23 protein-coding genes and 1 pseudogene are annotated in these 22,346 nt (G+C 70.7%); 16 read left to right on the top strand and 8 right to left on the bottom strand.

Features of this window, described 5'->3' with window-relative positions:
• The first annotated feature begins 561 nt into the window (after positions 1 to 561).
• Positions 562 to 1,419, top strand: coding sequence for an NAD(P)-dependent oxidoreductase (locus ACZ63D_RS06430; protein ID WP_465353248.1), 858 nt, complete (start codon positions 562 to 564; stop codon positions 1,417 to 1,419).
• Here the strand turns inward: ACZ63D_RS06430 and ACZ63D_RS06425 are convergent.
• Positions 1,403 to 2,314: a hypothetical protein gene (locus ACZ63D_RS06425; RefSeq protein ID WP_465353247.1), complete on the bottom strand. Its 912-nt coding sequence runs from the start codon at positions 2,312 to 2,314 to the stop codon at positions 1,403 to 1,405. The genes ACZ63D_RS06430 and ACZ63D_RS06425 overlap by 17 nt on opposite strands.
• Before the next feature lie 155 nt (positions 2,315 to 2,469).
• Between ACZ63D_RS06425 and ACZ63D_RS06420 the strand changes: the two genes are divergently transcribed.
• The 8 genes and pseudogenes from ACZ63D_RS06420 to ACZ63D_RS06385 all read left to right on the top strand — a co-directional run bounded on the left by ACZ63D_RS06420 (position 2,470) and on the right by ACZ63D_RS06385 (position 11,163).
• Entirely contained in the window at positions 2,470 to 2,874 is a 405-nt protein-coding gene (locus tag ACZ63D_RS06420; RefSeq protein ID WP_465353246.1) for a DUF948 domain-containing protein, read from the top strand.
• Positions 2,871 to 3,173: a hypothetical protein gene (locus ACZ63D_RS06415; protein ID WP_182890467.1), complete on the top strand. Its 303-nt coding sequence runs from the start codon at positions 2,871 to 2,873 to the stop codon at positions 3,171 to 3,173. The genes ACZ63D_RS06420 and ACZ63D_RS06415 overlap by 4 nt, the downstream gene beginning before the upstream one ends.
• Before the next feature lie 79 nt (positions 3,174 to 3,252).
• Positions 3,253 to 5,916, top strand: a complete 2,664-nt coding sequence (gene alaS, locus ACZ63D_RS06410) for an alanine--tRNA ligase (protein ID WP_465353245.1) — start codon at positions 3,253 to 3,255, stop codon at positions 5,914 to 5,916.
• Complete coding sequence (gene ruvX / locus ACZ63D_RS06405; protein ID WP_465353244.1) at positions 5,906 to 6,406, top strand: Holliday junction resolvase RuvX; 501 nt, start codon at positions 5,906 to 5,908, stop codon at positions 6,404 to 6,406. The genes alaS and ruvX overlap by 11 nt, the downstream gene beginning before the upstream one ends.
• Before the next feature lie 293 nt (positions 6,407 to 6,699).
• On the top strand, positions 6,700 to 8,733 hold the full coding sequence (mltG, locus tag ACZ63D_RS06400; protein ID WP_465353243.1) for an endolytic transglycosylase MltG: 2,034 nt from the start codon (positions 6,700 to 6,702) through the stop codon (positions 8,731 to 8,733).
• Positions 8,720 to 9,586, top strand: a complete 867-nt coding sequence (locus ACZ63D_RS06395) for a shikimate dehydrogenase (protein WP_465353242.1) — start codon at positions 8,720 to 8,722, stop codon at positions 9,584 to 9,586. The genes mltG and ACZ63D_RS06395 overlap by 14 nt, the downstream gene beginning before the upstream one ends.
• Before the next feature lie 43 nt (positions 9,587 to 9,629).
• Positions 9,630 to 10,193 (top strand): annotated as a pseudogene (locus ACZ63D_RS06390) (GrpB family protein); the annotation flags it as partial.
• 25 nt (positions 10,194 to 10,218) lie between these two features.
• Positions 10,219 to 11,163, top strand: a complete 945-nt coding sequence (locus ACZ63D_RS06385) for a D-2-hydroxyacid dehydrogenase family protein (protein WP_465353241.1) — start codon at positions 10,219 to 10,221, stop codon at positions 11,161 to 11,163.
• On the opposite strand, the gene ACZ63D_RS06380 is transcribed toward ACZ63D_RS06385, so the two are convergent.
• The 5 genes from ACZ63D_RS06380 to ACZ63D_RS06360 all read right to left on the bottom strand — a co-directional run bounded on the left by ACZ63D_RS06380 (position 11,160) and on the right by ACZ63D_RS06360 (position 15,929).
• Positions 11,160 to 12,662: an alpha/beta hydrolase gene (locus ACZ63D_RS06380; RefSeq protein WP_465353240.1), complete on the bottom strand. Its 1,503-nt coding sequence runs from the start codon at positions 12,660 to 12,662 to the stop codon at positions 11,160 to 11,162. The genes ACZ63D_RS06385 and ACZ63D_RS06380 overlap by 4 nt on opposite strands.
• Positions 12,659 to 13,474, bottom strand: coding sequence for a serine hydrolase domain-containing protein (locus tag ACZ63D_RS06375; protein ID WP_465353239.1), 816 nt, complete (start codon positions 13,472 to 13,474; stop codon positions 12,659 to 12,661). The genes ACZ63D_RS06380 and ACZ63D_RS06375 overlap by 4 nt, the downstream gene beginning before the upstream one ends.
• A 124-nt stretch (positions 13,475 to 13,598) precedes the next feature.
• The gene (locus ACZ63D_RS06370) at positions 13,599 to 13,868 is read right to left on the bottom strand and encodes an HPr family phosphocarrier protein (protein WP_033291653.1); all 270 of its coding nucleotides are present in this window, start codon (positions 13,866 to 13,868) and stop codon (positions 13,599 to 13,601) included.
• Between the two features lie 28 nt (positions 13,869 to 13,896).
• Entirely contained in the window at positions 13,897 to 15,135 is a 1,239-nt protein-coding gene (locus ACZ63D_RS06365) for a PTS transporter subunit EIIC (RefSeq protein WP_465353238.1), read from the bottom strand.
• A complete protein-coding gene (locus ACZ63D_RS06360; RefSeq protein ID WP_465353237.1) occupies positions 15,132 to 15,929 on the bottom strand; it encodes a GntR family transcriptional regulator in 798 nt (265 codons plus the stop codon). Before ACZ63D_RS06360 ends, ACZ63D_RS06365 begins: the two co-directional genes overlap by 4 nt.
• A 245-nt stretch (positions 15,930 to 16,174) precedes the next feature.
• Here ACZ63D_RS06360 and ACZ63D_RS06355 point away from each other — a divergent pair, with 245 nt between their 5' ends.
• Together ACZ63D_RS06355 and ACZ63D_RS06350 are read left to right on the top strand one after the other, a co-directional pair.
• Positions 16,175 to 16,411: a PTS sugar transporter subunit IIB gene (locus ACZ63D_RS06355; RefSeq protein ID WP_101434597.1), complete on the top strand. Its 237-nt coding sequence runs from the start codon at positions 16,175 to 16,177 to the stop codon at positions 16,409 to 16,411.
• Complete coding sequence (locus tag ACZ63D_RS06350) at positions 16,408 to 16,863, top strand: PTS sugar transporter subunit IIA (RefSeq protein ID WP_465353236.1); 456 nt, start codon at positions 16,408 to 16,410, stop codon at positions 16,861 to 16,863. Before ACZ63D_RS06355 ends, ACZ63D_RS06350 begins: the two co-directional genes overlap by 4 nt.
• 45 nt (positions 16,864 to 16,908) lie before the next feature.
• Here ACZ63D_RS06350 and ACZ63D_RS06345 read toward each other — a convergent pair whose 3' ends face one another.
• Positions 16,909 to 17,334 (bottom strand): Rieske (2Fe-2S) protein, encoded by a 426-nt coding sequence (locus ACZ63D_RS06345; RefSeq protein WP_465353235.1) that lies wholly within the window; start codon positions 17,332 to 17,334, stop codon positions 16,909 to 16,911.
• 100 nt (positions 17,335 to 17,434) lie between these two features.
• Between ACZ63D_RS06345 and ACZ63D_RS06340 the strand changes: the two genes are divergently transcribed.
• Entirely contained in the window at positions 17,435 to 17,818 is a 384-nt protein-coding gene (locus tag ACZ63D_RS06340; protein ID WP_465353234.1) for a hypothetical protein, read from the top strand.
• Here ACZ63D_RS06340 and ACZ63D_RS06335 read toward each other — a convergent pair.
• On the bottom strand, positions 17,806 to 18,222 hold the full coding sequence (locus ACZ63D_RS06335) for a pyridoxamine 5'-phosphate oxidase family protein (RefSeq protein WP_465353233.1): 417 nt from the start codon (positions 18,220 to 18,222) through the stop codon (positions 17,806 to 17,808). The genes ACZ63D_RS06340 and ACZ63D_RS06335 overlap by 13 nt on opposite strands.
• A gap of 82 nt (positions 18,223 to 18,304) precedes the next feature.
• Between ACZ63D_RS06335 and ACZ63D_RS06330 the strand changes: the two genes are divergently transcribed.
• The 4 genes from ACZ63D_RS06330 (at position 18,305) to ACZ63D_RS06315 (ending at position 22,311) form a co-directional block, all read left to right on the top strand.
• On the top strand, positions 18,305 to 19,255 hold the full coding sequence (locus ACZ63D_RS06330; protein ID WP_465353232.1) for an AraC family transcriptional regulator: 951 nt from the start codon (positions 18,305 to 18,307) through the stop codon (positions 19,253 to 19,255).
• 230 nt (positions 19,256 to 19,485) lie between these two features.
• Entirely contained in the window at positions 19,486 to 20,553 is a 1,068-nt protein-coding gene (locus ACZ63D_RS06325) for a prepilin peptidase (RefSeq protein WP_465353231.1), read from the top strand.
• Between the two features lie 49 nt (positions 20,554 to 20,602).
• Complete coding sequence (gene aroC, locus ACZ63D_RS06320) at positions 20,603 to 21,790, top strand: chorismate synthase (RefSeq protein WP_465353230.1); 1,188 nt, start codon at positions 20,603 to 20,605, stop codon at positions 21,788 to 21,790.
• Entirely contained in the window at positions 21,787 to 22,311 is a 525-nt protein-coding gene (locus ACZ63D_RS06315; RefSeq protein ID WP_465353229.1) for a shikimate kinase, read from the top strand. The genes aroC and ACZ63D_RS06315 overlap by 4 nt, the downstream gene beginning before the upstream one ends.
• Positions 22,312 to 22,346: the final 35 nt, after the last annotated feature.

Genomic DNA, 22,346 nt, shown 5'->3' with positions numbered 1-22,346 from the left:
AGCGCCTCGCTTTACTGCTTTTTTGGGGTTGGCTCCCCCCCCCACCCCCCCCCCCCCACCCCCCCCCCCGAACCGCAGGGAAGGCTTCGTATCGGGGTGCAGGGCCGGGTGTGGCCGCCTGGGTCGGCGGGGTTGGCTGGCTGCGATTCGCGGGGTGGGGCGCGGGGGTTGGGTGCTCGGTTGGGTCGGGCTCGCGGGCGGAGGTTGGAACGCCAATGCGGCATTGGGTGCATGTGACGCACTCAATGTGGCGGTTGGTGCGTTGAGTGCACCCGATGCCACATTGGGGCGCGTCCCGGCGGCGGCGCGAGGGGCGGGCGGCGGGGTTGGCCGTGAAGGGAACCTCGAAGAATCCACGTCTGTGAAGGTGGCCCTCACGGACCTCGGCGGGTAGTGAGGGGCGCCCTGCGGGAGTCTGAGTCTGTGAAGGTGGCCCTCACGGGCGGTGGTGGGGGCGCCGGGGACGGATTGGTCCGGTTCGTGGTGTTGGTCTTCGGTCGCGAGGGCGGGGAGTGGCTCGCTGATCCTGCCGATCCGGGCGTCTGGCGGCACGATGGCCGGATGACCACAGTTGCATTCCTTGGCACCGGAATCATGGGCCGTCCGATGGCTGCCAATCTTGCTCGCGCTGGGGTGACCGTGCGGGCCTGGAACCGTACTCGGGCGAAGGCGGAGCCGCTTGCCGCGGAGGGGGTGACCGTTGTCGGGTCGCCTGGTGAAGCGGTGGAGGGGGCGGATCTTCTGGTCACCATGCTCGCGGACGGGCCTGCGGTCGCGGAGGTGTTTCGCGGGCTTTCGCTTGAGCCGGGCACGATTTGGTTGCAGACCAGCACTGTCGGGGTCGAGTGGGTCGATCGGCTCGCTGAGGCGGCTGTCGCGGCGGGGGTGCCGTTCGTCGATTGTCCGGTGATGGGTACTAAGGGGCCTGCTGAGCAGGGGCAGTTGCAGGTGCTCGCGGCTGGGCCGGACAACGTGCACGAGAGTGCGGCGCCGGTGTTCGACGCGATTGGTTCCAAGACTCGGTGGCTGGGGACGGAACCTGGGACGGCGACGCGGCTCAAGCTGGTGATGAACGCTTGGGTTCTCGCGCTCACCAACGGGACTGGCGAGAGTCTTGCATTGGCGCGCGTGCTCGGAGTCGACCCGCAGTTGTTCTTTGACGTCATGAGTGGCACGGGCTTCGACGTTCCTTACGCGCGAGCGAAGGGGCCGATGATGCTGTCCGGCGAGTATCCGGCCAGTTTCCCGGCGTCGCTCGCGGCGAAGGACGCACGGCTGGTTGTCGAGGCTGCTGGGCAGGCGATCGACGTCGGCGGGGCGGCGGCTGCGTTGGCGCATCTGGAGGCCGCGGTCGAGGCGGGGCACGGCGAGGACGACATGGCCGCGGTGTACGAGGGGATCATCAAGAAGGGGAGTTGAGCAGAGACGCGACCCGGTCCACGCCGATGCCGGAGACGAGCAGGCGTTCCTTCGCGTTTCCCAGCAGTCGTGCGGTCCAGGGAGTGAAGCCGCCATCGCCGACGGCGGCCGGGCCGGTGCCGAAGTCGGCGGTGACGGTGAAGCAGAGGCCGGAGTAGTAGGCGCGGCCGACGGCGCGGTCCGGGGCGTCTGAGACAGCTACGTCGGGCAAGGCTTCTTGTACCGAAGCGGTGAAATCGGCGAAGCGGCTGTCCAATGTGGTCACTTCGAAGCCTGCCGCTCTCGCTCCGGCGGCGCGTACCGCGGTGGTGAGGAATCGCGCGTGCTCAATCAGGTGTTCCCGTTCGAAGGCCAGATTGCCGCGGTCGCGACCGGCGGTGATGGCGGCGAAGAGGGAGAAGTGCGCGAAGAAGCCTGGGCCCGGCAGTTGGGCTCGGACGACGCGTTGCACGGTGGCGAGCCGGACTGGCGAGGAACCGGTGCGTCGGATCGCGGCTTCCAGGGCCAGTCCGTTCGTCGGGTCGGCGGCGACTTCCGTGCCGCGGCCGGTCGGCACCACACGGTGCTGGGCGAGTCCGGCCACTGCGGAATGCGTGCCGAGCGGGGTCACCGGGGAGAGCGTCACCCGTTCGAATTCCGGTGGCGCGGCGGAAAGCAGGGCGTCTTCGACTCGCCGCAGAAGTTCGAAAGCGAGAGGTGCGGGGGTGGTGAAGCGGTCCTCGCGGTAGCGGCGCAGGACGTCCGGTCCGCGCAGTTTCGCGGCTCGGCGGCGGGCTACTTCCAGTTGCAGCGTCGTCAGGTCGGCACCGGAAAGATCAGTGAGCACGTCGGCGGCGGGGCCGCCCGGTCCGGCGAGGACGCGGGGCAGCGGACCTCGTCCGTTCGAAGAGTCCATCAGCCGAGGAGACCAGTCCGGACGCTTCTCCGCGAACGGTTTTCCGCGACGGCGACTGCGCTGGGTGACCGCTGCGGCGGGGGGTCCCCGCCGAGAAGCGCCGCAGGCGGTAACCTCACTTCCACCTAAGACCCCGCACCACCCGAGGAGGGCCCGTGTCGGCAGGGCAGATCGCCGCGCTGATCGCCGCAGGAGCTTTCGTACTGCTGGTCTTGCTGCTGGCGATCCCGCTGCTCAAGCTCGGCCGCACGCTGGACGAGGCGACGATCGCGATCCGCAAGGCGCACGAGAACAGCGACCCGATCCTGATCGGGGCCAACGAGACGATCACGCACGTCAACGCCCAGCTCGAGCGGGTCGACGGGATCACCTCGAACGCGCAGGCGGTGAGCGGCAACGTGTCGGCGCTGTCGTCGGTGTTCACCGCGACGCTCGGCGGCCCTCTGGTGAAGACCGCCGCGCTTTCGTACGGGATCAGCAAAGCCATCCGCGCGCGCCGCAAGAAGCAGGAAGCGAAGGCTTCGAAGGCGCAGCGCCCGGCCCGCCGGGGGAAGAAGTGAAGCGGCTGTTCTGGCTCGGGGTCGGGGTCGTCGCCGGGGTCGCGCTGAGCCGCAAGGCGAGCGAAACCGCTCGTCAGGCCACGCCCGCCGGGTTAGCATCGAACCTGGGCGACGCCGTGCGGGAACTCGCGGGCGCCGTCGGGTCGTTCGGCGCGGAGGTGCGCGCCGGGATGAACGAACGGGAACAGGAGCTGCACGACATGGTCGAGGAGCGGACCGCCGTGCTCGCGCCGCCTTCGGGCGCCGGCAGGCACGCCGCACGTCGCCCCGCCCGGCGAGCTCGCCGGGCGGAGGGCTGATCTCCGCGCGCCTTCCGCCGCCTCCGACCCCTGTTCCCTTTCCCGGCCGAGCCGGGTCTTCAGCACAAGGACTTCACCCGTGGACACACACGAGATCACCGACCGTTTCCTGCGCCATTTCGAGAGCCGCGGCCACACGCGCGTGCCGAGCGCCCCGCTGATCCTCGACGACCCGAACCTGCTGTTCGTCAACGCGGGCATGGTCCAGTTCAAGCCGTACTTCCTCGGCGAGGCCCCGCCGCCGTACCCGCGCGCGACCTCGGTGCAGAAGTGCGTGCGCACGCCGGACATCGACGAGGTCGGCAAGACCACCCGGCACAACACGTTCTTCCAGATGGCGGGCAACTTCTCGTTCGGCGACTACTTCAAGGAAGGCGCGATCGAGAACGCCTGGGAGCTGATCACCAAGTCCCAGGACGACGGCGGCTTCGGCCTCGACCCGGACCGGATCTGGGCGACGGTCTACGAGAAGGACAGCGAAGCGGCCGGGCTGTGGCGCAAGCTCACCGGCCTGCCCAGCGACCGGATCCAGGTCCGCGACGGCAAGGACAACTACTGGGACATGGGCGTGCCCGGTCCCGGCGGCCCGTGCTCGGAGATCTACTACGACCGCGGCCCGGCCTACGGCCGCGAGGGCGGCCCGGTCGCCGACGAGGACCGCTACATCGAGATCTGGAACCTCGTCTTCATGCAGGACGTCCGCGGCGACCTGAGCCCCAAGGCGGGCCACCCGCCGATCGGCGAGCTGCCGAAGAAGAACATCGACACCGGCATGGGCGTCGAGCGCGTCGCGACGATCCTGCAGGGCGTCGAGAACGTGTACGAGACGGACCTGGTGCGCCCGGTGATCGGCCGCGCCGAGGAGTTCTCCGGCCGCCGCTACGGCGCCAACCACGCCGACGACGTGCGCTTCCGCGTCATCGCCGACCACGCGCGCACCGGCGTGCTGCTGATCGGCGACGGCGTCACCCCGGGCAACGACGGCCGCGGCTACGTGCTGCGCCGGCTGCTGCGCCGCATCGTCCGCTCGACGCGCCTGCTGGGCGTGCAGGAGCCGGTGCTGCAGGAGTTCGCGAAGGTCGTCAGCGACACCATGGGCCCGACCTACCCCGAGCTGGTCAGCGGCTTCGACCGGATCTCCGAGGTCGTGCGCGTCGAGGAGGAGGCGTTCCTCGCCACCCTCACCAGCGGTTCGCGCATCTTCGACCTGGCCGCGGCCGAGACGAAGAAGGGCGGCGGCGACGTGCTCGCCGGCGACAAGGCCTTCCAGCTGCACGACACCTACGGCTTCCCGATCGACCTGACCCTCGAAATGGCGGCCGAGCAGGGCCTGACCGTGGACGAGGACGGCTTCCGCACGCTCATGGAGGAGCAGCGCAAGCGCGCGAAGGCGGACGCGGCGTCGCGCAAGAGCGGCCACGGCGACCTGTCCGAGTACCGCAAGGTGCTGGAGCAGCACAGCGAAACCGAATTCCTCGGCTACACCGAGCTGCAGGCGGACGCGAAGGTCGTCGGCCTGCTCGAAGACGGCCTTCCGGTGCGCAGCGTCGCCGCGGGCCACAAGGCCGAGCTGGTGCTCGACCGCACCCCGTTCTACGCCGAGAGCGGCGGGCAGATCGCCGACACCGGCGTCCTGGTCGGCGACGGCGTCGAGCTGAAGGTGCTCGACGTGCAGAAGATCGTGCCGGGCCTGTTCGTGCACCGCGTCGAGGTCACCCAGGGCGAGGTCGGGATCGACACCCGGCTCACCGGATCGGTGGACGCGAACCGCCGGCTCTCGATCGAGCGCTCGCACTCGGCGACGCACCTCGTGCACGCGGCGGTCCGCGGCGCGTACGGCAAGCGTGCGGCGCAGGCCGGTTCGCTCAACGCGCCGGGCCGGATGCGGTTCGACTTCACCACGCCGGGCGCGGTGTCGGCCGACATCCTCACCGAGGTCGAGCAGGAAGTGAACGACTACCTGCAGACCGACGTCGAGGTGCAGAGCTACACCACCACGAAGGACAAGGCCCTCGAACTGGGCGCGGTCGCGCTGTTCGGCGAGAAGTACGGCAACGACGTCCGCGTGGTCGACATGGGCGAGTACTCGCGTGAGCTCTGCGGCGGCACGCACGTCCGCCGGATCGGCCAGCTGGGCTTGGTCAAGCTGGTGTCGGACGCGTCGGTCGGCTCCGGCGTGCACCGCGTCGAGGCGCTGGTCGGGCCGGACGCGCTCAAGCACGTCCGCAAGGAGCAGCTGCTCGTCTCGCAGCTGGCGAACACGTTCAAGGTGCCGTCCGACGAACTGCCCGGCCGGATCGAGGACGTGCTGTCCCGGTTGAAGAACGCCGAGAAGGAGATCGAGCAGCTGCGCACGCAGCAGGTGCTCGGCTCGGCCGGCGCGCTGGCGGACAAGGCGCAGGACGTCTCCGGCGTCTCGGTGGTCGCCGAGGTCGTGCCGGACGTCGACGGCAACGGCCTGCGCGCGCTCGCGTCGGACATCCGCGGCAGGCTTGGCGACCGCGCCGGCGTGGTCGCGCTGTTCGCGCCTTCCGGGGAAAAGGTGGCCTTCGTGGTCGCCACGACCTCGGCGGCGCGCGACAAGGGCATCGCGGCGGGCAAGCTCGTGCCGTCGTTCGCCGAGGCGATCGGCGGACGCGGCGGCGGCAAGCCGGACATGGCCCAGGGCGGCGGCAGCAACCCGGCGGGCGCGCAGCAGGCCGTGACGGCGCTGCGCGCGGCGGTCGCGGACCTTGGCCGCTAACCCCCGGAGAGGCCCGGATCGGCCCGGCGAGTCCGATCCGGGACGGGGCAGGCGGCTCGCGGTCGATGTCGGGTCTGTCCGGGTGGGGGTCGCGCTGAGCGATCCCGCCCCGATCCTCGCGAGCCCGCTCGTTACCCTCTCCCGTGATGCGAAGGACGACAGCGATCTGGACCGGCTTGCCGAACTCGTCACCGAACACGAGGTGGTCGAGGTGATCGTGGGCTTGCCGAGGACGCTGGCGAACCGGCAGGGCGCGGCCGCGGACATCGCGCTCGCGTATGCGGAAAAGCTCGCCGGGCGCGTGGGGGACGTGCCCGTGCGGCTGGCAGACGAGCGGTTGACGACGGTCACCGCGTCGCGAATGCTGTCCCAGCGAGGGGTCAAGGGACGCAAGCAGCGCGCCGTGGTCGACCAGGCCGCGGCAGTCGAGATCCTGCAAGCCTGGCTCGACGCCGCCGCCGCGCACCGCGCCCGGAAAGGCGACTCATGACCGACCCCCGCGACCCCGGCGACCCGGGTGGCCGCCGTCGGCTGCGCAACGTCGACCCGCCGGACCCCGCAGCGGGTTCCGGCGCTCCGGGCGGGCGGCGCAGGCGGCGCGAGCCGGACAGCGAACCTCCTCCCCGCCGCGCGGCCTCCGACGGCATGCCGCCGTCCGGCGAACGACGACGCCCTCGCGGCGACGTGCCTCAGCGTCCTCCCGCTGGGGAAGGGCGCCGACGCGCACCAGAGGGAACGCCTCGCCCTGCTGGCGAAGCACCCCGGCGCGCCGCACCGGAAGCGATGCCTCCGGCCGAGCCGCCTCGCCGCCCGGCCGCCGAGGCACCGCCGACCCGGCGGCGTCGCCCGGCCCCGCCGCAGGACCGGCCGAAGCGGTCGACGGAGAACTGGGACTTGCCGCCGCACGCGGCCGACGATCTTCCGCGCGCCCGCCCGCGCCGCATAACTCCGGGCGACGCGCCGGTGGCCGGGAACGACGTTCCGCCCGTGGACGTCGAGCCGCCAGCCGGTCGACGCCGCCGCCGGGAAGACGTTCCGCCTCCGGTGGATGCCGAACCTCCGGCAGGCCGTCGCCGTCTCGAAGACGCTCCGCCGCCGGGCGAGCCGCCCGCCGGACGTCGTCGTCGGCGCGAGGACATTCCGCCTCCGGTCGATGTCGAACCGCCGTCCGGCCGCCGTCGCCGGGACGACGTCGACGCTCCGATGGACGCTGCCGCGCCTGGCCGTCGCCGGGCAGCGGAGATGCCGCAGCCTCCGGCTCGGCGCGCGCCCGCTCCGCCGCCGGACGGCTCCATGCCGCCGGATCCCCGGTTCGCGGACGCTTCGATGCCGCGCGATCCTCGGTTCGCGGACGCTTCGATGCCGCCGGACCCGCGGTTCGCCGAGGCTTCGATGCCGCGCGATCCCCGATTCGCCGACGCTTCCATGCCGCGCGATCCGCGCTTCGCGGACGCGTCGATGCCTCGCGACCCACGCCACCAGCCGCCGCGTCGGCAGCCGGTCGAGCAGCCCACCGAAGTGATCCCGACCGTGCCCGCCGCGCACGAACCGGAGCACCCGGACGACGAGCCGATCGACGGCCTCTTCGAGGACGAGTACGGCGAGTACGAGGACTACGAAGACGAGTACGACGAGGACGGCTACCCCGAAGACGGCGCCGAGCCGCCGGCCGAGGAGCCGCCCGCGAAGAAGCCCCGCAAGAAGCGCAAGCGCGCGATCGGCTGGATCGCCGCGGTGCTCGTGCTCGTCCTGCTCAGCGGCGGCGCCTATTTCGGGTACCAGAAGATCTTCGGTTACGCGGACTTCGACGGCCCCGGCGAAGGCGACGCCCTCGTGCAGGTCGAACAGGGCGACACGACGTCCGCGATCGGCGCGAAGCTCACCGACGCGGGCGTGGTCGCGAGTTCCCGGGCGTTTGTGAAGGCGGGTGCGGAAAACACCGCGCTGAGCAAGATCCAGCAGGGCTACTACCTGCTGCGCCAGCACATGTCGGGCGAGGGCGCGGTCGACCTGATCACCTCGCCGACGGCGCGGGTCGGGCGGCTGGAAATCCGGCCGTACACGCAGTTCGACGACATCACGCAGCCCGACGGCAAGGTCACGCCGGGCGTGTACAGCTTGATGTCGAAGGCTTCGTGCGCGACTTTGAACGGCAAGAGCACCTGCATTCCGGTCGAGCAGCTGCGCAAGACCGTCGCCGACGCCGACCTCAAGGCGCTCGGCGCGCCCGAGTGGGCACTGGCCGACGCGGGCAAGGCCCTGAGCAAGGACAAACGGCTCGAAGGCCTCATCGCGGCCGGCGTGTACGACGTGAAACCCGGCTGGAGCGCGACCGAGCTGATCACCGATCTGGTGAAACAGTCGGCCGACACGATCCAGGCGGCCGGGCTCACCGCGCAGAACACCGGGCCGGGGATGTCGCCGTACCAGACGCTGATCATCGCGTCGCTCATCGAGCGCGAGGCGATCAAGCCGGACTTCGGCAAGATCTCGCGGGTGATCTACAACCGGCTCGCGCAGCGCATCCGGTTGCAGCTGGACTCCACGGTCAACTACGTGCTGGACCGCCCGACGCTGCTCACGAAACCCGAGGACCGGGCGAAAGCGGGCCCGTACAACACCTACGCCAACTACGGTCTCCCGCCGACGCCGATCGCGGTGCCCAGCATGGACGCGATCAAGGCCGCGGTCAGCCCGACTCCCGGCGACTGGGCGTACTTCGTGAAATGCGAGAAGGACGGGCATTCCTGCTTCGCGGTCACGAACGACCAGCACAACGCGAACCGGGCACTGGCGGAGCAGCGTGGCGTCATCTAGTGACCGGCCGCGCCGCGCGGCGGTGCTGGGCAAGCCGGTGGCGCATTCGCTGTCGCCGGTGCTGCACCGCGCGGCGTTCGCGGCGCTAGGGCTGGACGGCTGGACCTACGACCGGATCGAGACGGACGCCGAGGAACTGCCCGGGTTCGTCGACGGCCTCGGCCCGGAATGGGTCGGCCTTTCGGTCACCATGCCCGGCAAACGGGCCGCGCTCGACCACGCCGCCGAGGTCACCCCGCGCGCGGCCGCGGTCGGCGCGGCGAACACGCTCGTGCGTCGCGCGGACGGCTGGCTCGCCGACTGCACTGACGTCGACGGAGTGACCGGGGCCTTGCGGTACGCCGGGGGCTACTCGCCTTCCAAGAGCGACCAAGCCGTGGTGCTCGGTGCGGGCGGGACGGCGGCGGCCGCGGTGGTCGGATTGGCCGCGTTGGGCGTCACGACGGTGTGCTTGGTGGTGCGGGAACCGGCACGGGCTTCGGAAACCGTGGACGCGGCCAAGCGCGCGGGCCTGACCGTGGACGTGCTGCGCTGGTCCGAAACGGACTTCGCGGAGCTGGCGGACCGCACGGCGGTGCTGGTCACCACGGTGCCGCCGGACGCGGTCGTGCCGCACGTCGCGGAGCTGTCCCGGATCGGCAGCGTGCTCGACGTGATCTACCACCCGTGGCCGACTCCGCTGGCCGAGGCGGTCGAACGCCGTGGCGGAGGCCTCGCTACCGGGCTCGACATGTTGCTGCACCAGGCATTCGGGCAAGCGGAGCACTTCACCGGACAACCGGCGCCGCGCGAGGCGATGCGGGCGGCACTGCGCGAGGCGAGCGGAAACATCCTGCCGTTGCCGATTTCCTGATATCCTGGCTGGCTGTTTTCATCCAGCACCAGGGGGAATCACGGTGACCAGGCAACAGTTCGGCGAGGAAGAAATCCAAGCGGCGTGGGTAGGCGAGGCTCCTAAACTCGGCACTACCATCACGCTCGCGGAGTACGACCCGGAATGGCCTCGGCTCTACGCCCGCGAGGAACAGCGGATCCGCGCGGCGCTCGGGGAACGCGTGCTGCTGCTCGAACACGTCGGCTCCACGTCGGTGCCGGGGCTCGCCGCGAAGCCGATCGTCGACATCCTGCTCGAAGTGCCCGATTCGGACGACGAAGCGGCGTACGTCCCCGACCTCGAAGCGGCGGGCTACCGGCTGGTGATCCGCGAGCCGGACTGGGAGAAGCACCGCTGCTTCAAGGGGCCGGACACGAACATCAACCTGCACGTCCATTCGCCGGGCAACGGCCAGACCGAGCGTTATCTGCTGTTCCGGGACCGGCTGCGCAGCCACCCGGAGGAACTGGCGCTGTACCTGGCGACGAAACGCGAACTCGCCGCGCGGGTCTGGGAGTACGTGCAGAACTACGCCGACGCCAAAAACGAGGTGATCGACGAGATCATCGAACGGGCGCGGAACGCCTGACTCCCGGGTTACGGTGGGCGGCATGAAGATCGCGATCCTCGACGACTATCAGAACGTGGCTCTCCAGTGTGCGGACTGGGAGCCGCTCGGGGCGGAGATCGAGGTGTTCACCGAGCCGTTCGCCGGGCCGGACGAGGTCGTGGCGCGGCTGGCCGGGTTCGACGTCGTGGTCGCGATGCGCGAGCGCACGCCGTTCCCGGCCGCCGTGTTCGACCGGCTTCCGGCGTTGAAGCTCCTGATCAGCACCGGACGGCGGAACGCGGCGATCGACCTGGACGCGGCGAAGCGATGCGGCGTGGTGGTGTCCGCGACCGGTGCCTTGGCCGCGCCGACCGTGGAACACGCGTGGGCGCTGATCCTGGCCGGTGCGCGAAATCTGCCCGCGGAATTCCGGTCGATGCGCGAGGGCGGCTGGCAGGTCGGTCTCGGGATGGCGTTGCGGGACAAGACGCTCGGGCTGCTCGGGCTCGGCAGGCTGGGAGCCGAGGTCGCGCGGATCGGCCAGGCGTTCGGGATGAAACCGATCGCGTGGAGCCAGAATCTCACCCCGGAGCGGGCCGCCGAGCACGGGGTCGCCGCAGTGTCCAAAGAGGACTTGTTCGCGCGGGCCGATGTGCTGTCGGTCCACTTGGTCCTGTCCGAGCGCACTCGCGGACTGGTCGGTGCCGCCGAATTCGCCGCGATGAAGCCGACCGCGCTGCTGGTGAACACCTCGCGGGGGCCGATTGTCGACGAGTCGGCATTGGTGGAGGCGTTGCGGGGCAAGAAGATCGCCGCGGCCGCGCTGGATGTCTATGACGTGGAGCCGCTGCCTGCCGATCATCCGCTGCGGACGTTGGACAACGCGATCCTCACGCCGCACATCGGTTACGTGAGCCGGGAAACGTACGAGATCTTCTACGGCGGAGCGGTGGAGGACATCGCCGCGTTCCAGGCGGGCGAGCCGATCAACGTGCTGAACGGCTAAGGGAACGGCCGGACCTCCGGCGGGTAGACCGTCCCGTCCGGAGGCACGGTCAGGTCGGTGAAATACCGTGCCATCGCAGCGGAAGCGGCCGTGCTGGGCACGTCGAGCGTGGTATGTCCGGCACCGTCTACCACGGACACGTGGCCGTCGCCGAGTTCTCGCGCGGTGGCTTGGGCGTTGGCCAGCGGTGTGACCGGGTCGTTCCGGTTGGCCAAAATCAGGATCGGGTGCTGGCGCGACCGGTTCCACGGCCCGAGGTACCGGTCCTCGTCCCGGGCGGGCCAGCCGACGCATTGCGCCATCGAAAACACTGGCGCGACGCCGAAGTAGGGCTGTCGTTTCGCTTCTGTGGCAGCGAGTTCGGCGTACTTGGCGGGGTCCTGCGGGAGTTCGCTGTCCAGGCATTGCACCGCGAGAAAACTGGGTGAATGCGTGGGCACGCGCGGGTCGAGCACCGGCGCGGGGGATACCGGCGACGACGGCACGAGCCCGGCGAGCGTCTTCGCCAGCCGCGGCCACCGGGACGATTGATACAGCGCCCGGTCGATCGTTTCCAGCAACGAGGACACCGTCATGCCGCCGATCGGACCGTGCGTCAGGCGCGCGAAAACGGCGGCGAATTTCTGTTTCAGGTCACCACCGGCGAACGCGCATTTGCCCGGCCCGGCCGCGTCGCAGGCGGCGAAGAACGCTTCGAGTTCCTGTTGCTGCGCAGTCGCGACGTCGGCGCGCACGTCGACCGGTTTGTGCTGCTGACCCGGCTGTCCGGTGGCGTTCGCGACGAGGTCGAGCGTCCCGTCGAGGACCATCGCGCGCAGCTTGCCGGGAAACAGATTCGCGTAGGTGCCGCCGAGATACGTGCCGTAGGAATAGCCGTAGAAGTTCAACTGCTGCTCGCCGAGCGCCTGCCGCAGCAGATCCATATCCCGCGCGACATTCGCGGTGGACAAGTGCGACAGCTCGGCACCGGTACCAGCAGCGCACGACTTGCCGACGGCCGCACTCGCGGCCCAAAACGCCGCGCTGTCCCGCAACGGCGAACCGGCGGCGGGCGGCGTTCCCGGACATTGCACCGGGGCACTGCCGCCGATGCCACGTGGATCGAAACTCACCAGGTCGAACCTGGCCCGCAGTTCCTCGGGATACCGCTGGCCGAACCGCATCAGTTCGCCGACCCCGTCGGTGCCAGGTCCGCCGAAATTGATCACCAGCGACCCGACGCGGTGCGCGGGATCCGTGGCGGGCATGCGGATCACCGAGAGATTCAGCTTCGCCCCGCCGGGTTGGCGGTAGCTCAACGGAACCGGCGCGGTCGCGCACTGGAAACCGCCGTGGCACGGTGCCCATTCGAGTTTGGGCACCGCGGCCCCATTGGTGCCCAACGGAAGCGGAGCGTCCGGCGCGGGCAACGGTTGCGGCGCTTGGGTTTGCGCGGCCGGTGCGGAACAACTCGCGACGAGCAGCAGCGCCGCCGCGGCCAGAGCGGACCGGGCTCTCACGCGGAGAGTTCCGCCAGCACCGCGTCAGTGAACGGCGGCCATACTTCCGCGGCCCACGGACCGAACGACCGATCGGCGAGCCCGACGCAGGCGTGGCCCGCTTCCGGGTCCACCCACAGGAACGTGCCGGACTGCCCGAAGTGGCCGAACGTGCGCGGCGAGCTGTTCGCGCCCGTCCAATGCGGGCTCTTGTGATCGCGCAGTTCGAAGCCGAGCCCCCAGTCATTCGGCTTCTGGTGCCCGAAACCGGGCAGCACGCCATTCAGCCCGGGGAACGCGATTTCGGTGGCAGCGTTCAGGGTTTCCGGCGAGAGAAGCTTGGGGGCCTGCAGCTCCGCGGCGAAGCGGAGCAGGTCGTCCAATGTGGACACCGCACCGGCGGCGGGGGAGCCGTCCAGCCGGGTCGACGTCATGCCCAGCGGTTCGAAAAGCGCTTCCCGCTGGTACTCGGCGAACTCGATGCCGGAGTGCTCGGCCAGCGCGTCGGCGAGCTCCTCGAACCCGGCGTTGGAGTACAGCCGGCGCGTGCCGGGTTCGGCCATCGCCTTGTGCGCGTCGAAGGCGAGCCCGGAGGTGTGCGCGAGCAGATGCGCGACGGTGGAGCCCTCCGGCCCGGCAGGCGTGTCCAGTTCGACGACGCCCTCTTCGATCGCGATGTGCGCGGTATAGGCGGTGAGCAGCTTGGTGACCGACGCGAGCCGGAACGGGCGGGCCGGGTCGCCGTGGCGTCCGCGCACCTCGCCGGAGGCGGAGACCACCCCGGCCGCGGCGTTGTCCACTGGCCATTCGTCGATCAGGCGCAGACTCTCCATGCCCGCCAGCGTAATAGGGACCGTGCGCCGGCTGCTTCGCAGTGCCCTGACGCGACGAACCGTGCGGGGCTCCGGAAGTTCCGGAGCCCCGCACGGTTCGTGATTTCCCCGTGGAGCGGTATCGCTACTGAGCGTCGAGATCGGTGGCGACCAGCTCGGCGACGGCCTCGACCGCCGCCTCGGCACCGTCTCCTTCGGCGCTGATGACGACCTCGTCGCCGTACGCGGCGGCGAGAGTCATCAGGTTGAGGACGCTGCCGGCGGCCACCGGTTCGCCGCCGTCCTTGGCGATCTGCACCGCCACGGGCTGGGCCGCGGCCGCCTTGGCGACCAGGGCCGCCGGGCGGGCGTGCAACCCCACCTTGCTGGCCACGGTGACGCGTTTCTCCGGCATGGTGTACCTCTCTTGCTTTTCTCGGGTGTTACTTCGCGGCCGTGCGCTCGAGGTCGGCCTCGACCGAATCGTCCTCGCGGCCCGGCGTGCGCAGGTTGAACTTGGTGATCACGAAGCGGAACACCACGTAGTAGATCACGGCGAGGACGAGCCCGATCGGGATCAGCAGCCACGCCTTGTGCGCGGTGTCCAGCGACGAGTTCAGCGCGAAGTCGATCGCGCCGCCGGAGAACGAGAAGCCGAGCTTGATGCCCAGCGCGTTGCAGACCGCGAGCGAAACGCCGGTCATCACCGCGTGGAAGATGTACAGCGGCCACGCGACGAACATGAACGCGAACTCGATCGGCTCGGTGACGCCGGTGACGAAAGCGGTCAGCGCGGCCGAGATCATGATGCTGCCGACCAGCTTGCGCTGCGCGGGACGCGCGGTGTGCACGATCGCGAACGCCGCGGCCGGGAGGGCGAACATCATGATCGGGAAGAACCCGGTCATGAAGGAACCGGAGCCCTGCACGTGGTTGAAGAAGTTCGTCAGGTCGCCGCCGCCGAAGATGAACCACACCGGCACGTTCAGCAGCTGGTGCAGGCCGATCGGGATGAGCAGGCGGTTGAGCAGGCCGTAGATCCCGCCGCCGAGGACCGGCGAGCCGACGACCGCCTTGCCCGCCGAGGTGATCGCCTCGTCGACGTACTTGAAGACCAGGCCGAACACGACGCCGAGCACGATCATCGCCAGCGCGGTGATGATCGGCACGAACCGGCGGCCGCCGAAGAAGGCCAGCCAGGACGGCAGCTTGATCCGGTGGTAGCGCTGCCACAGCAGGGCCGCCACGATGCCGGACACGATGCCGGTCAGCACGCTGTAGGGCCAGTGGATCGGCGCGAGGTCCCAGCCGGGCTTGTAGCCCTGCTGGCTCTTGATCGGCGCGATCGCCTGGATCACCTTGTTGAACACGACCCAGCCGATGACGGCCGCGACGGCGGTCGAGCCGTCGCCCTTGCGGGCGAAGCCGACCGCGATGCCGATCGCGAAGATCAGCGGCAGCCAGTCGAAGATGCCACCGCCCGCCGCGCCGATCACGTCGGCGGCTTTGCCCCAGTTCAGCCCGTCCTTGCCGAGGACGTCGTCCTGGCCGAGCCGGTTCAGCAGGCCGGCCGCGGGCAGCGTGGCGATCGGCAGCATGAGGCTGCGGCCGAAGCGCTGCAGCCCGGCGAGGCCGCCGCCCTTCTTCTTCCCGCTGGCCCCAGCCGCGGTGGTGGCGCTCATCGGATACCTCCATTGTGGGGTTGGTCGCCGGAACTCGGGGAATTCCGGTCCAGCTGCATGGTCACCTGGTAGTGGTCGCCCCGGTACCAGGACGTCATGTCCTCCACCGGTTCGCCGCCGGAGCTGGAAACCCGGCGGAACACCAGGAGCGGACTGCCGGTGCGCATGCCGAGCAAGCGCGCCGTTTCGCGGTCCGCGGATTCGGCCCACACCGTCTGGTACGCGTGGTCCGGCCGGCGCGAGAACGCGTCGGCCAGCTGGGCGTACAGCGAACGGGTCAGGTCGAGGTCGAGCAGGCCGGGGGTCCGGCCCGCGTGGTACCAGCCGCGCTCCACGGCCAGCGGGACGCCGTCGGCGCGCCGCAGCCGCACGAGCCGGTGCGCGGGCACGCCCTCGGCGAGGCCGAGCGCGTGCGCCGAAGTCACCGGCGGGACTTCGGTCGAGGTCGAAATCACTTCGGTGGTCGGGGTGAGCCCGCGCCGGCGCATGTCGTCGGTGAACGACATCAGGTACACCTGCAGTTCCATCCGCCGGGCGGCGGTGAAGGTGCCCTTGCCCCGGACGCGGGCCAGCAGTCCTTCCTCGACGAGCTTCCCGATCGCCGAGCGGACGGTGAGCCTCGAAACGCCGTAGTGCTGGGCGAGCTCGCGCTCGGACGGGATCGGCGAGCCCGGCGGGAGCTCGCGCTCCACCAGGCGGCGCAGGATCTCCCGCAGCTGGGCGTGCTTCGGGGTCGGCCCGTTGACCACGCGGTCGGCGGGGTCGGACGGCGGAACGTGCGCGGCCGCACTCATCTCGGTGTCGCCCTCCCTCGCCTCTCGCGCACCGGGGCCGGTGCTCGCGTCCGCGCCGGAAGATTGGTACGTTCCGGTCTAGACCAATGATCTGATGGGGCAGGATGCTCCGCAGCGAGAGCGGGTGTCAACCACCGTTATCCGTTCGTGGCCGGGCTCGCTCGGCAAGGCGGCAAACGGCGTAGTAATGGTGGCGGAGCGCACCTGTTCCGAGTGGAAAACCAACGGGATACGAGGAGGCCGCGATGGCGGATGACAGGCCGGAAAAGATTCTCGCGGCGCTCGGCGGCGCGGACAACGTGATCGAGATCGAGGGCTGCATCACGCGGCTGCGGTGCGAGATCGAGGACATGTCCGCCGTGGACGAAGCGGCGCTCAAGGCCGCCGGCGCGATGGGCGTCGTGAAGATGGGTTCCGCGGTCCAGGTCATCGTCGGCCCGGAGGCGGACACCATCGCCAGCGACATCGAGGACTTGATGTGAGCCTGCCGATCCTGAGCCCGGTCGCGGGCGAGGTCGTCGCGATCACCGAGGTGCCCGACCCGGTGTTCGCCGAGGCGATGGTGGGCCCGGGCATCGCGGTCAAGCCCTCCGGCGGCCGCGCCGACGCGGTCGCGCCGGTCGACGGGACCGTGGTGACCCTGCACCCGCACGCGTACGTCGTGGCCACCGAGGACGGCCGCGCGGTGCTCGTGCACCTCGGCATCGACACGGTCAAGGAAAAGGGCGAGGGGTTCACCCTGCACGTCGTCAAGGGCGAGAAGGTGCGGGCCGGCCAGCCGATCGTGGGCTGGGACCCGGAGGCGGTCGCCGCCAAGGGCTACTCGCCGATCGTCCCGGTCGTCGGGCTCGACGCGTCCGCCGACGTGCTCGCCGGCCTCGACGCCGGGCGCACGGTCGCGGCCGGCGACCAGCTGTTCGCCTGGAACGATTGAGCCGAACGCCCTTTGTGGACAGTGGTCCGCAAAGGGCGCTTCCGGTCATGCCGTGACGACTTCGCCGTTCTCGATCTTCACGGCCACTTTGGACAGCGGCTGGTTCGCCGGTCCCTGCTTCACCTCGCCGGTGAGGGCGTCGAACACCGAACCGTGACACGGGCAGCTCGCCCGGCCGTTCTGCGGCGGATTCACCGTGCAGCCCTGGTGTGTGCAGACAGCGCTGAAACAGGCGACCGTCCCCGCGGACGGCTGTGCCACGAGCACTTCTTGCCCGTCCGGCGTTTTCGCGGATTTCGCTTGTCCCACCGGCACTTCCGCCAGCGCGATCACCTTTCCGCCCGGTTTCGGCGCGGCCTGTCCGGCCCCGCTGTCGCCGCTCCCGCAGGCGGTGAGAGCGACGGCGGCGGTCCCTGCGACAGCCGCTCCGGAGACGAGAACGGAACGGCGGGAGTGAAGTTCGGCAGTCATGCCCAGTGCAACGAATCCAGGCGGTCCAGGTTTCCGGTGAACCGCCTCGGTCGCCCGTGCGTGTAGTCCTTATCCGGCTTTCCGGACGGAGGGAGACGTCATGCTGACGACCTGGATGCGAGCGCTGGGCGCGGCGGGCCTGGCCGGCTCGGCCGCGATCCACTTCTACCTGTACTGGGGCAGCGGTTACGCGGACATCCCGGTGGTCGGACCGCTCTTTCTGGTGAACGGCATCGCCGGAGTGGTGATCGCGATCGCGTTGCTCGTCTGGCGGCACTGGCTTCCGGCGTTCTTCACGCTGGGCTTCGGCGGCGTGACGCTGCTGGCCTACCTGTTGTCAGTGACGGTGGGCTTTTACGGCGTGCACGACCAGTTCAACAGCCAGTACGAATACTGGGGCGTCGTGACCGAAGCGGTCTGCGTGCTCTGCGGTCTGGTGCTGCTCGTGCAGGCGATCCGCGCGCGAACGGCTCAGAACGCGTAGCGCTGCACCTTTTCCGGGTGGATGACGACCCGGAAAAGGTCGAGTTCCTGCAGCACTTTCAGCCCGGCTTCGCCTTCCGGAGTGCTGAGGTCCCAATAGCGGGCGGCGAGCCTGCCCGCGAGTTCGCGTCCGCCGTCGGTCTCGATCGTGACACGCCCGGCGACCGACACCCAGCGCTCCGGCTCCCCCACCGGCGCCGCGACGACGATCGACGCGCGCGGGTCCTCGCGCAGCTGCCGGACCTTCGCCGAATCCGCGGCGGTGAACAGCTGGACCGTGCGCTCGTCGGTGGCCTCGAACCACACCGGCCGGGGCTGCGGCGGACGCGGTCCGGCGGCGACGGTCAGGAAGCCGTGCAGGGGGCGGCGGAGAAAGTCGAGATCGTGGTCGGTGAGGGTGTTCATGGCTGCGATTCAACCGGGTTTTCCCGGACGATCCCATAGGCGATCCGCCGGATTGCCTGTCCATTCGTCTAATGTCGGGGGAGTGGACGCGTTCAGCGATGTGATCCGCGGGGTCCGGGCGCACGGGTCCCTGTTCGGCTGCACGGCACTGTCCGCGCCGTGGTCGTTGCGCTTTGTGGACGGTTCCCCGCTGACCCTGTGCACGCTGCTGAGCGGCGAGGGCTGGGTCGTGCCGGAAGACCATCCGCCCGAGTTGCTGCGCGCCCGCGAGACCATCCTCGTCCGCGGTCCGTTCTCCTTCGTGGACCGCCTGGACACCCCCGCGCCCCCGGTCGAATGCGGCGAGTTCTGCGCCACTCCCGACCAGGGCGGCACCCGGCACCGCCTGGGCTGGAACGACTCGTTTCGCGGGGAAACCACCCTGATCGTCGGGGCGTACCCGGGGCACAGCCGCAGCCGGATGGCCGCGCTGCTGGACGCGCTGCCGGTCGTCGTCCGGCCGCCTTCCCCGGACGCGGAAGACCCGGTGCTGGACCACCTGGCCGCCGAACTTGCCGTCGACGCGCCGGGCCAGCAAGTCGTCCTGGACCGCCTGCTCGACTGGATGCTGGTCTGCCTCCTGCGCGACTGGTTCGACCGTCCCGGGGGCACCCCGCCGCCGTGGTGGGCGGCCCAGCGGGACCCGGTGGTGGGCGCGGCTCTCCGGTCGCTGCACGAAGATCCGGCGGCCCCGTGGACGGTCGGCACGCTCGCCGCCCGGACCGGGGTTTCGCGGTCCACCCTGGCCAAGCGCTTCGCGGACCTGATGGGCGAGCCGCCGATGACGTACCTGACCCGATGGCGGATGACGCTCGCCGCGGACCTTCTGGCGGAGCAGCCGTCGATGCCGATCGCGGAGGTGGCGCGCACGGTGGGGTATTCGGACGCGTTCGGGTTCAGTTCGGCGTTCAAGCGGTTGCGAGGCGTCAGTCCGACTGGGTACCGGAGGGCTTTTCTGGCCGGGGACGGGGTTTTGGCTTCTGCTGGCGGTTGAGGGAGTTTTTGGCGGCCGTAGTGGGCGGGAGCGCTGACTGGGCCGTGACCGGTCGGCTTTCTGCTCCCCTCGGCCAACTGTTCCCGTCGCCCAGGAAGCCCGGTCGGCACCGCTGCCGAGCATCCCGATGTGCCTCCGTCGGGTGAACCTTCCGGCGTGTCGCGCACGAGGGGTCCCCTCGCACCCTGATTCGTTTGCGCTGGTCCAGGCTTCGTCGACAGGCTGGTTCCATGGTCCTGACAGCAGTCCTCGCAGCCGGGGTGGTGGTGCCCGTGCTGCTGGTGATGACGAAGAAAGCCGGTGCGCCGGTCTCCACCGTGCTCGGCCTGACCACCGCCGTCGCGGCCGTCGCGGTGGCCGCGTCCCGTGCCGACGCGGGTGCCTTCCCGGCGTGGTGGCTACCGGTGGCGTGGCTGGTCTCGGTGCTAGGCGTACCCCTCGCTCTGGCCGACGCCCGGCACCACCGCCTCCCGGATGTCCTGACTCTGCCCGCTTACCCGGTCGTCGCCCTGACGATCACCCTCGCTTCCCTCAGCGGCGGAGGATGGCGACTGGCCGCCGGTGCCGCCCTGGGATGCCTGCTGTTCGGCGGAACGCATCTGATCGTCCACCGGCTGTCGGCGGGCGGTCTCGGCCCGGGAGACGTCAAACTGGCCGGATCCTTCGGCGCCGTCCTGGGTGCTGTCGGCGGGCTGGCTCCCGCAGTGGCGGCAGTCCTGGCGGCGACGGTGAGCCTGGCGGCCGTGGTGCCGATGTGGCTTGCGCGCCGGATTCGCCTAGCGCGCGAGCTTCGGGCTTCCGCTCAACTCGCTCCCGCCTGCGCCGCCGTGCCCCGGTCCGGCGCGGACGCGACCGTCGCGCCATCGCCGCGCTCCGAAACCGAAGGAGAACTCCACGAGCCCACGTCGAGCCAACTCGACTCCATGCCCTCGGCGGGGAATCCCGCCCTGCCGTCCACGCCGACCGACCTAGCTCGCACACCGTCGCCGACCGAACTCGCCTGCGGATCCGGGCAGCCCGCTGCGCCCACGGTCTCCGGATCGTCACCGACCGATGCTGCCTCCGCTCCGTCCGATCCCGCTGCCGCTCCGGCTGCCCCCGCTCCCGCTGCAACCGGCCCCGCTGTCACGTCGACCGGCCTCGCGCCCACACCGGCTGGCCCCGCCTCCACACCGCCACGCGACCCCGCCCGCTCCCGGATCCGCGCCGGTCCCCTCCGCGTCCCCTACGGTCCCGGCCTGGTTCTGGCCACCTGGGCGTGCGCGGTCTTCCCAGCCGCTGGAACGGGCATCGGCTGAGGCCAGGGGCTCTGCCAGCGCCTCGGACCGGCCGTGACAGGATTGTCCGGTGCTGCGCTGGATCACCGCTGGAGAATCGCACGGACCCGCCCTCGCCGCTGTGCTCGAGGGGCTGCCTGCCGGGGTGGAGGTGACGACCTCGGACCTCTCCGCGCAGCTCGCGCGGCGGCGGCTCGGGTTCGGCCGCAGCCCGCGGATGGGCTTCGAGACCGACCAGGTCCAGTTCCTCGGCGGGGTCCGGCACGGGGTCACCCAGGGCGGCCCGATCGCCGTCCAGATCGAGAACGCCGAGTGGCCCAAGTGGGAGAAGGTCATGGCGGCCGATCCGGTCGACGAGGCCGAGCTCGCCGGGCTCGCCCGCAACGAGCCGCTGACCCGGCCCCGTCCGGGGCACGCCGACCTGCCCGGCATGCAGAAGTACGGCTTCGACGAGGCCCGTCCCGTCCTGGAGCGCGCCAGCGCTCGCGAGACGGCGTCGCGGACCGCGCTCGGCACGGTCGCCCGGAACTTCCTGCGGCAGCTGCTCGGGGCCGAGGTGCTGAGCCACGTCGTCTCGATCGGCGGTGCGGACGCGCCCGACGGCCCGCTCCCGCAGCCGAGCGACCTCGCGGCGATCGACGAGAGCCCGGTGCGCGCGTTCTCGGCCGAGGGGACCGAGGCGATGGTCGCCGAGGTCGACGCGGTGCGGAAGGCCGGCGACACCGTCGGCGGCGTGATCGAGGTGATCGTCTACGGGCTGCCGCCGGGCCTCGGCTCGCACGTGCATTGGGACCGGCGCCTCGACGCGCGGCTCGCCGGCGCGCTCATGGGCGTGCAGGCGATGAAGGGCGTCGAGGTCGGCGACGGCTTCACCACCGCCCGCCGCTGGGGCAGTCAGGCGCACGACGAGATCGACCGCGGCACCGGGCCGGTGGGCGTCACGCGCCGGTCGAACCGCGCGGGCGGGCTCGAAGGCGGGATCACCAACGGCGAACCGCTGCGGGTGCGCGTCGCGATGAAGCCGATTTCGACCGTGCCCAAGGCACTGTCCACAGTGGACGTCCGGACTGGCGAGCCCGCGGTGGCGATCCACCAGCGTTCCGACGTGTGCGCGGTGCCGCGCGCGGGCGTGGTGCTGGAGTCGGTCGTGGCGCTGGTCGTCGCGGACGCGGCGCTGGAGAAGTTCGGCGGCGACTCGCTGGCCGAGACCCGGCGCAACGCGCAGGCGTACTTGAAGGCGCTCGAGGAGCGCTGGTGAGCCCGCGCGCGGTCGTCATCGGGCCGCCGGGCTCCGGAAAGAGCACGGTCGGCCCGCTGCTGGCCGCGGCGCTCGGCGTGTCCTTCCGCGACACCGACGACGACATCGTCGCCCGCGCCGGACGCGCCATCTCGGACATCTTCGCCGACGACGGCGAACCGGCGTTCCGCGCGCTCGAAGAGGAAGCGGTCGCCACCGCTCTCGCCGAACACGACGGTGTCCTTTCCCTCGGCGGTGGCGCTCCGCTCACCCCCGGCACCCGCGCCCGGCTCCAAGACCACACGGTGGTTTTCCTGAACGTCGGGCTCGCCGCCGGCGTGCAGCGCACCGGAATGTCCAGCGCCCGCCCCCTGCTCGCCGGCCTCAACCCCCGCGCCACCTTCAAAGCCCTGCTCGACCAGCGGCTGCCGGTGTACCGCGAGGTGGCGACCGTCGAGATCGAAACCGACAAGCGAACGCCCGAAGAGGTCGTCGCGGCCGCCGTCGCGGCCCTCGAACCCGATCGAGTTCCCGAACAGTGACCCGCGACCAGCCGATGCCGCTGAGTCACAACCCC

The sequence above is a fragment of the Amycolatopsis sp. NPDC104775 genome, assembly GCF_055583325.1.
The sequence above is the reverse complement of the archived record's forward strand: the minus strand, read 5'-3'. Positions and strand labels throughout refer to the sequence as shown.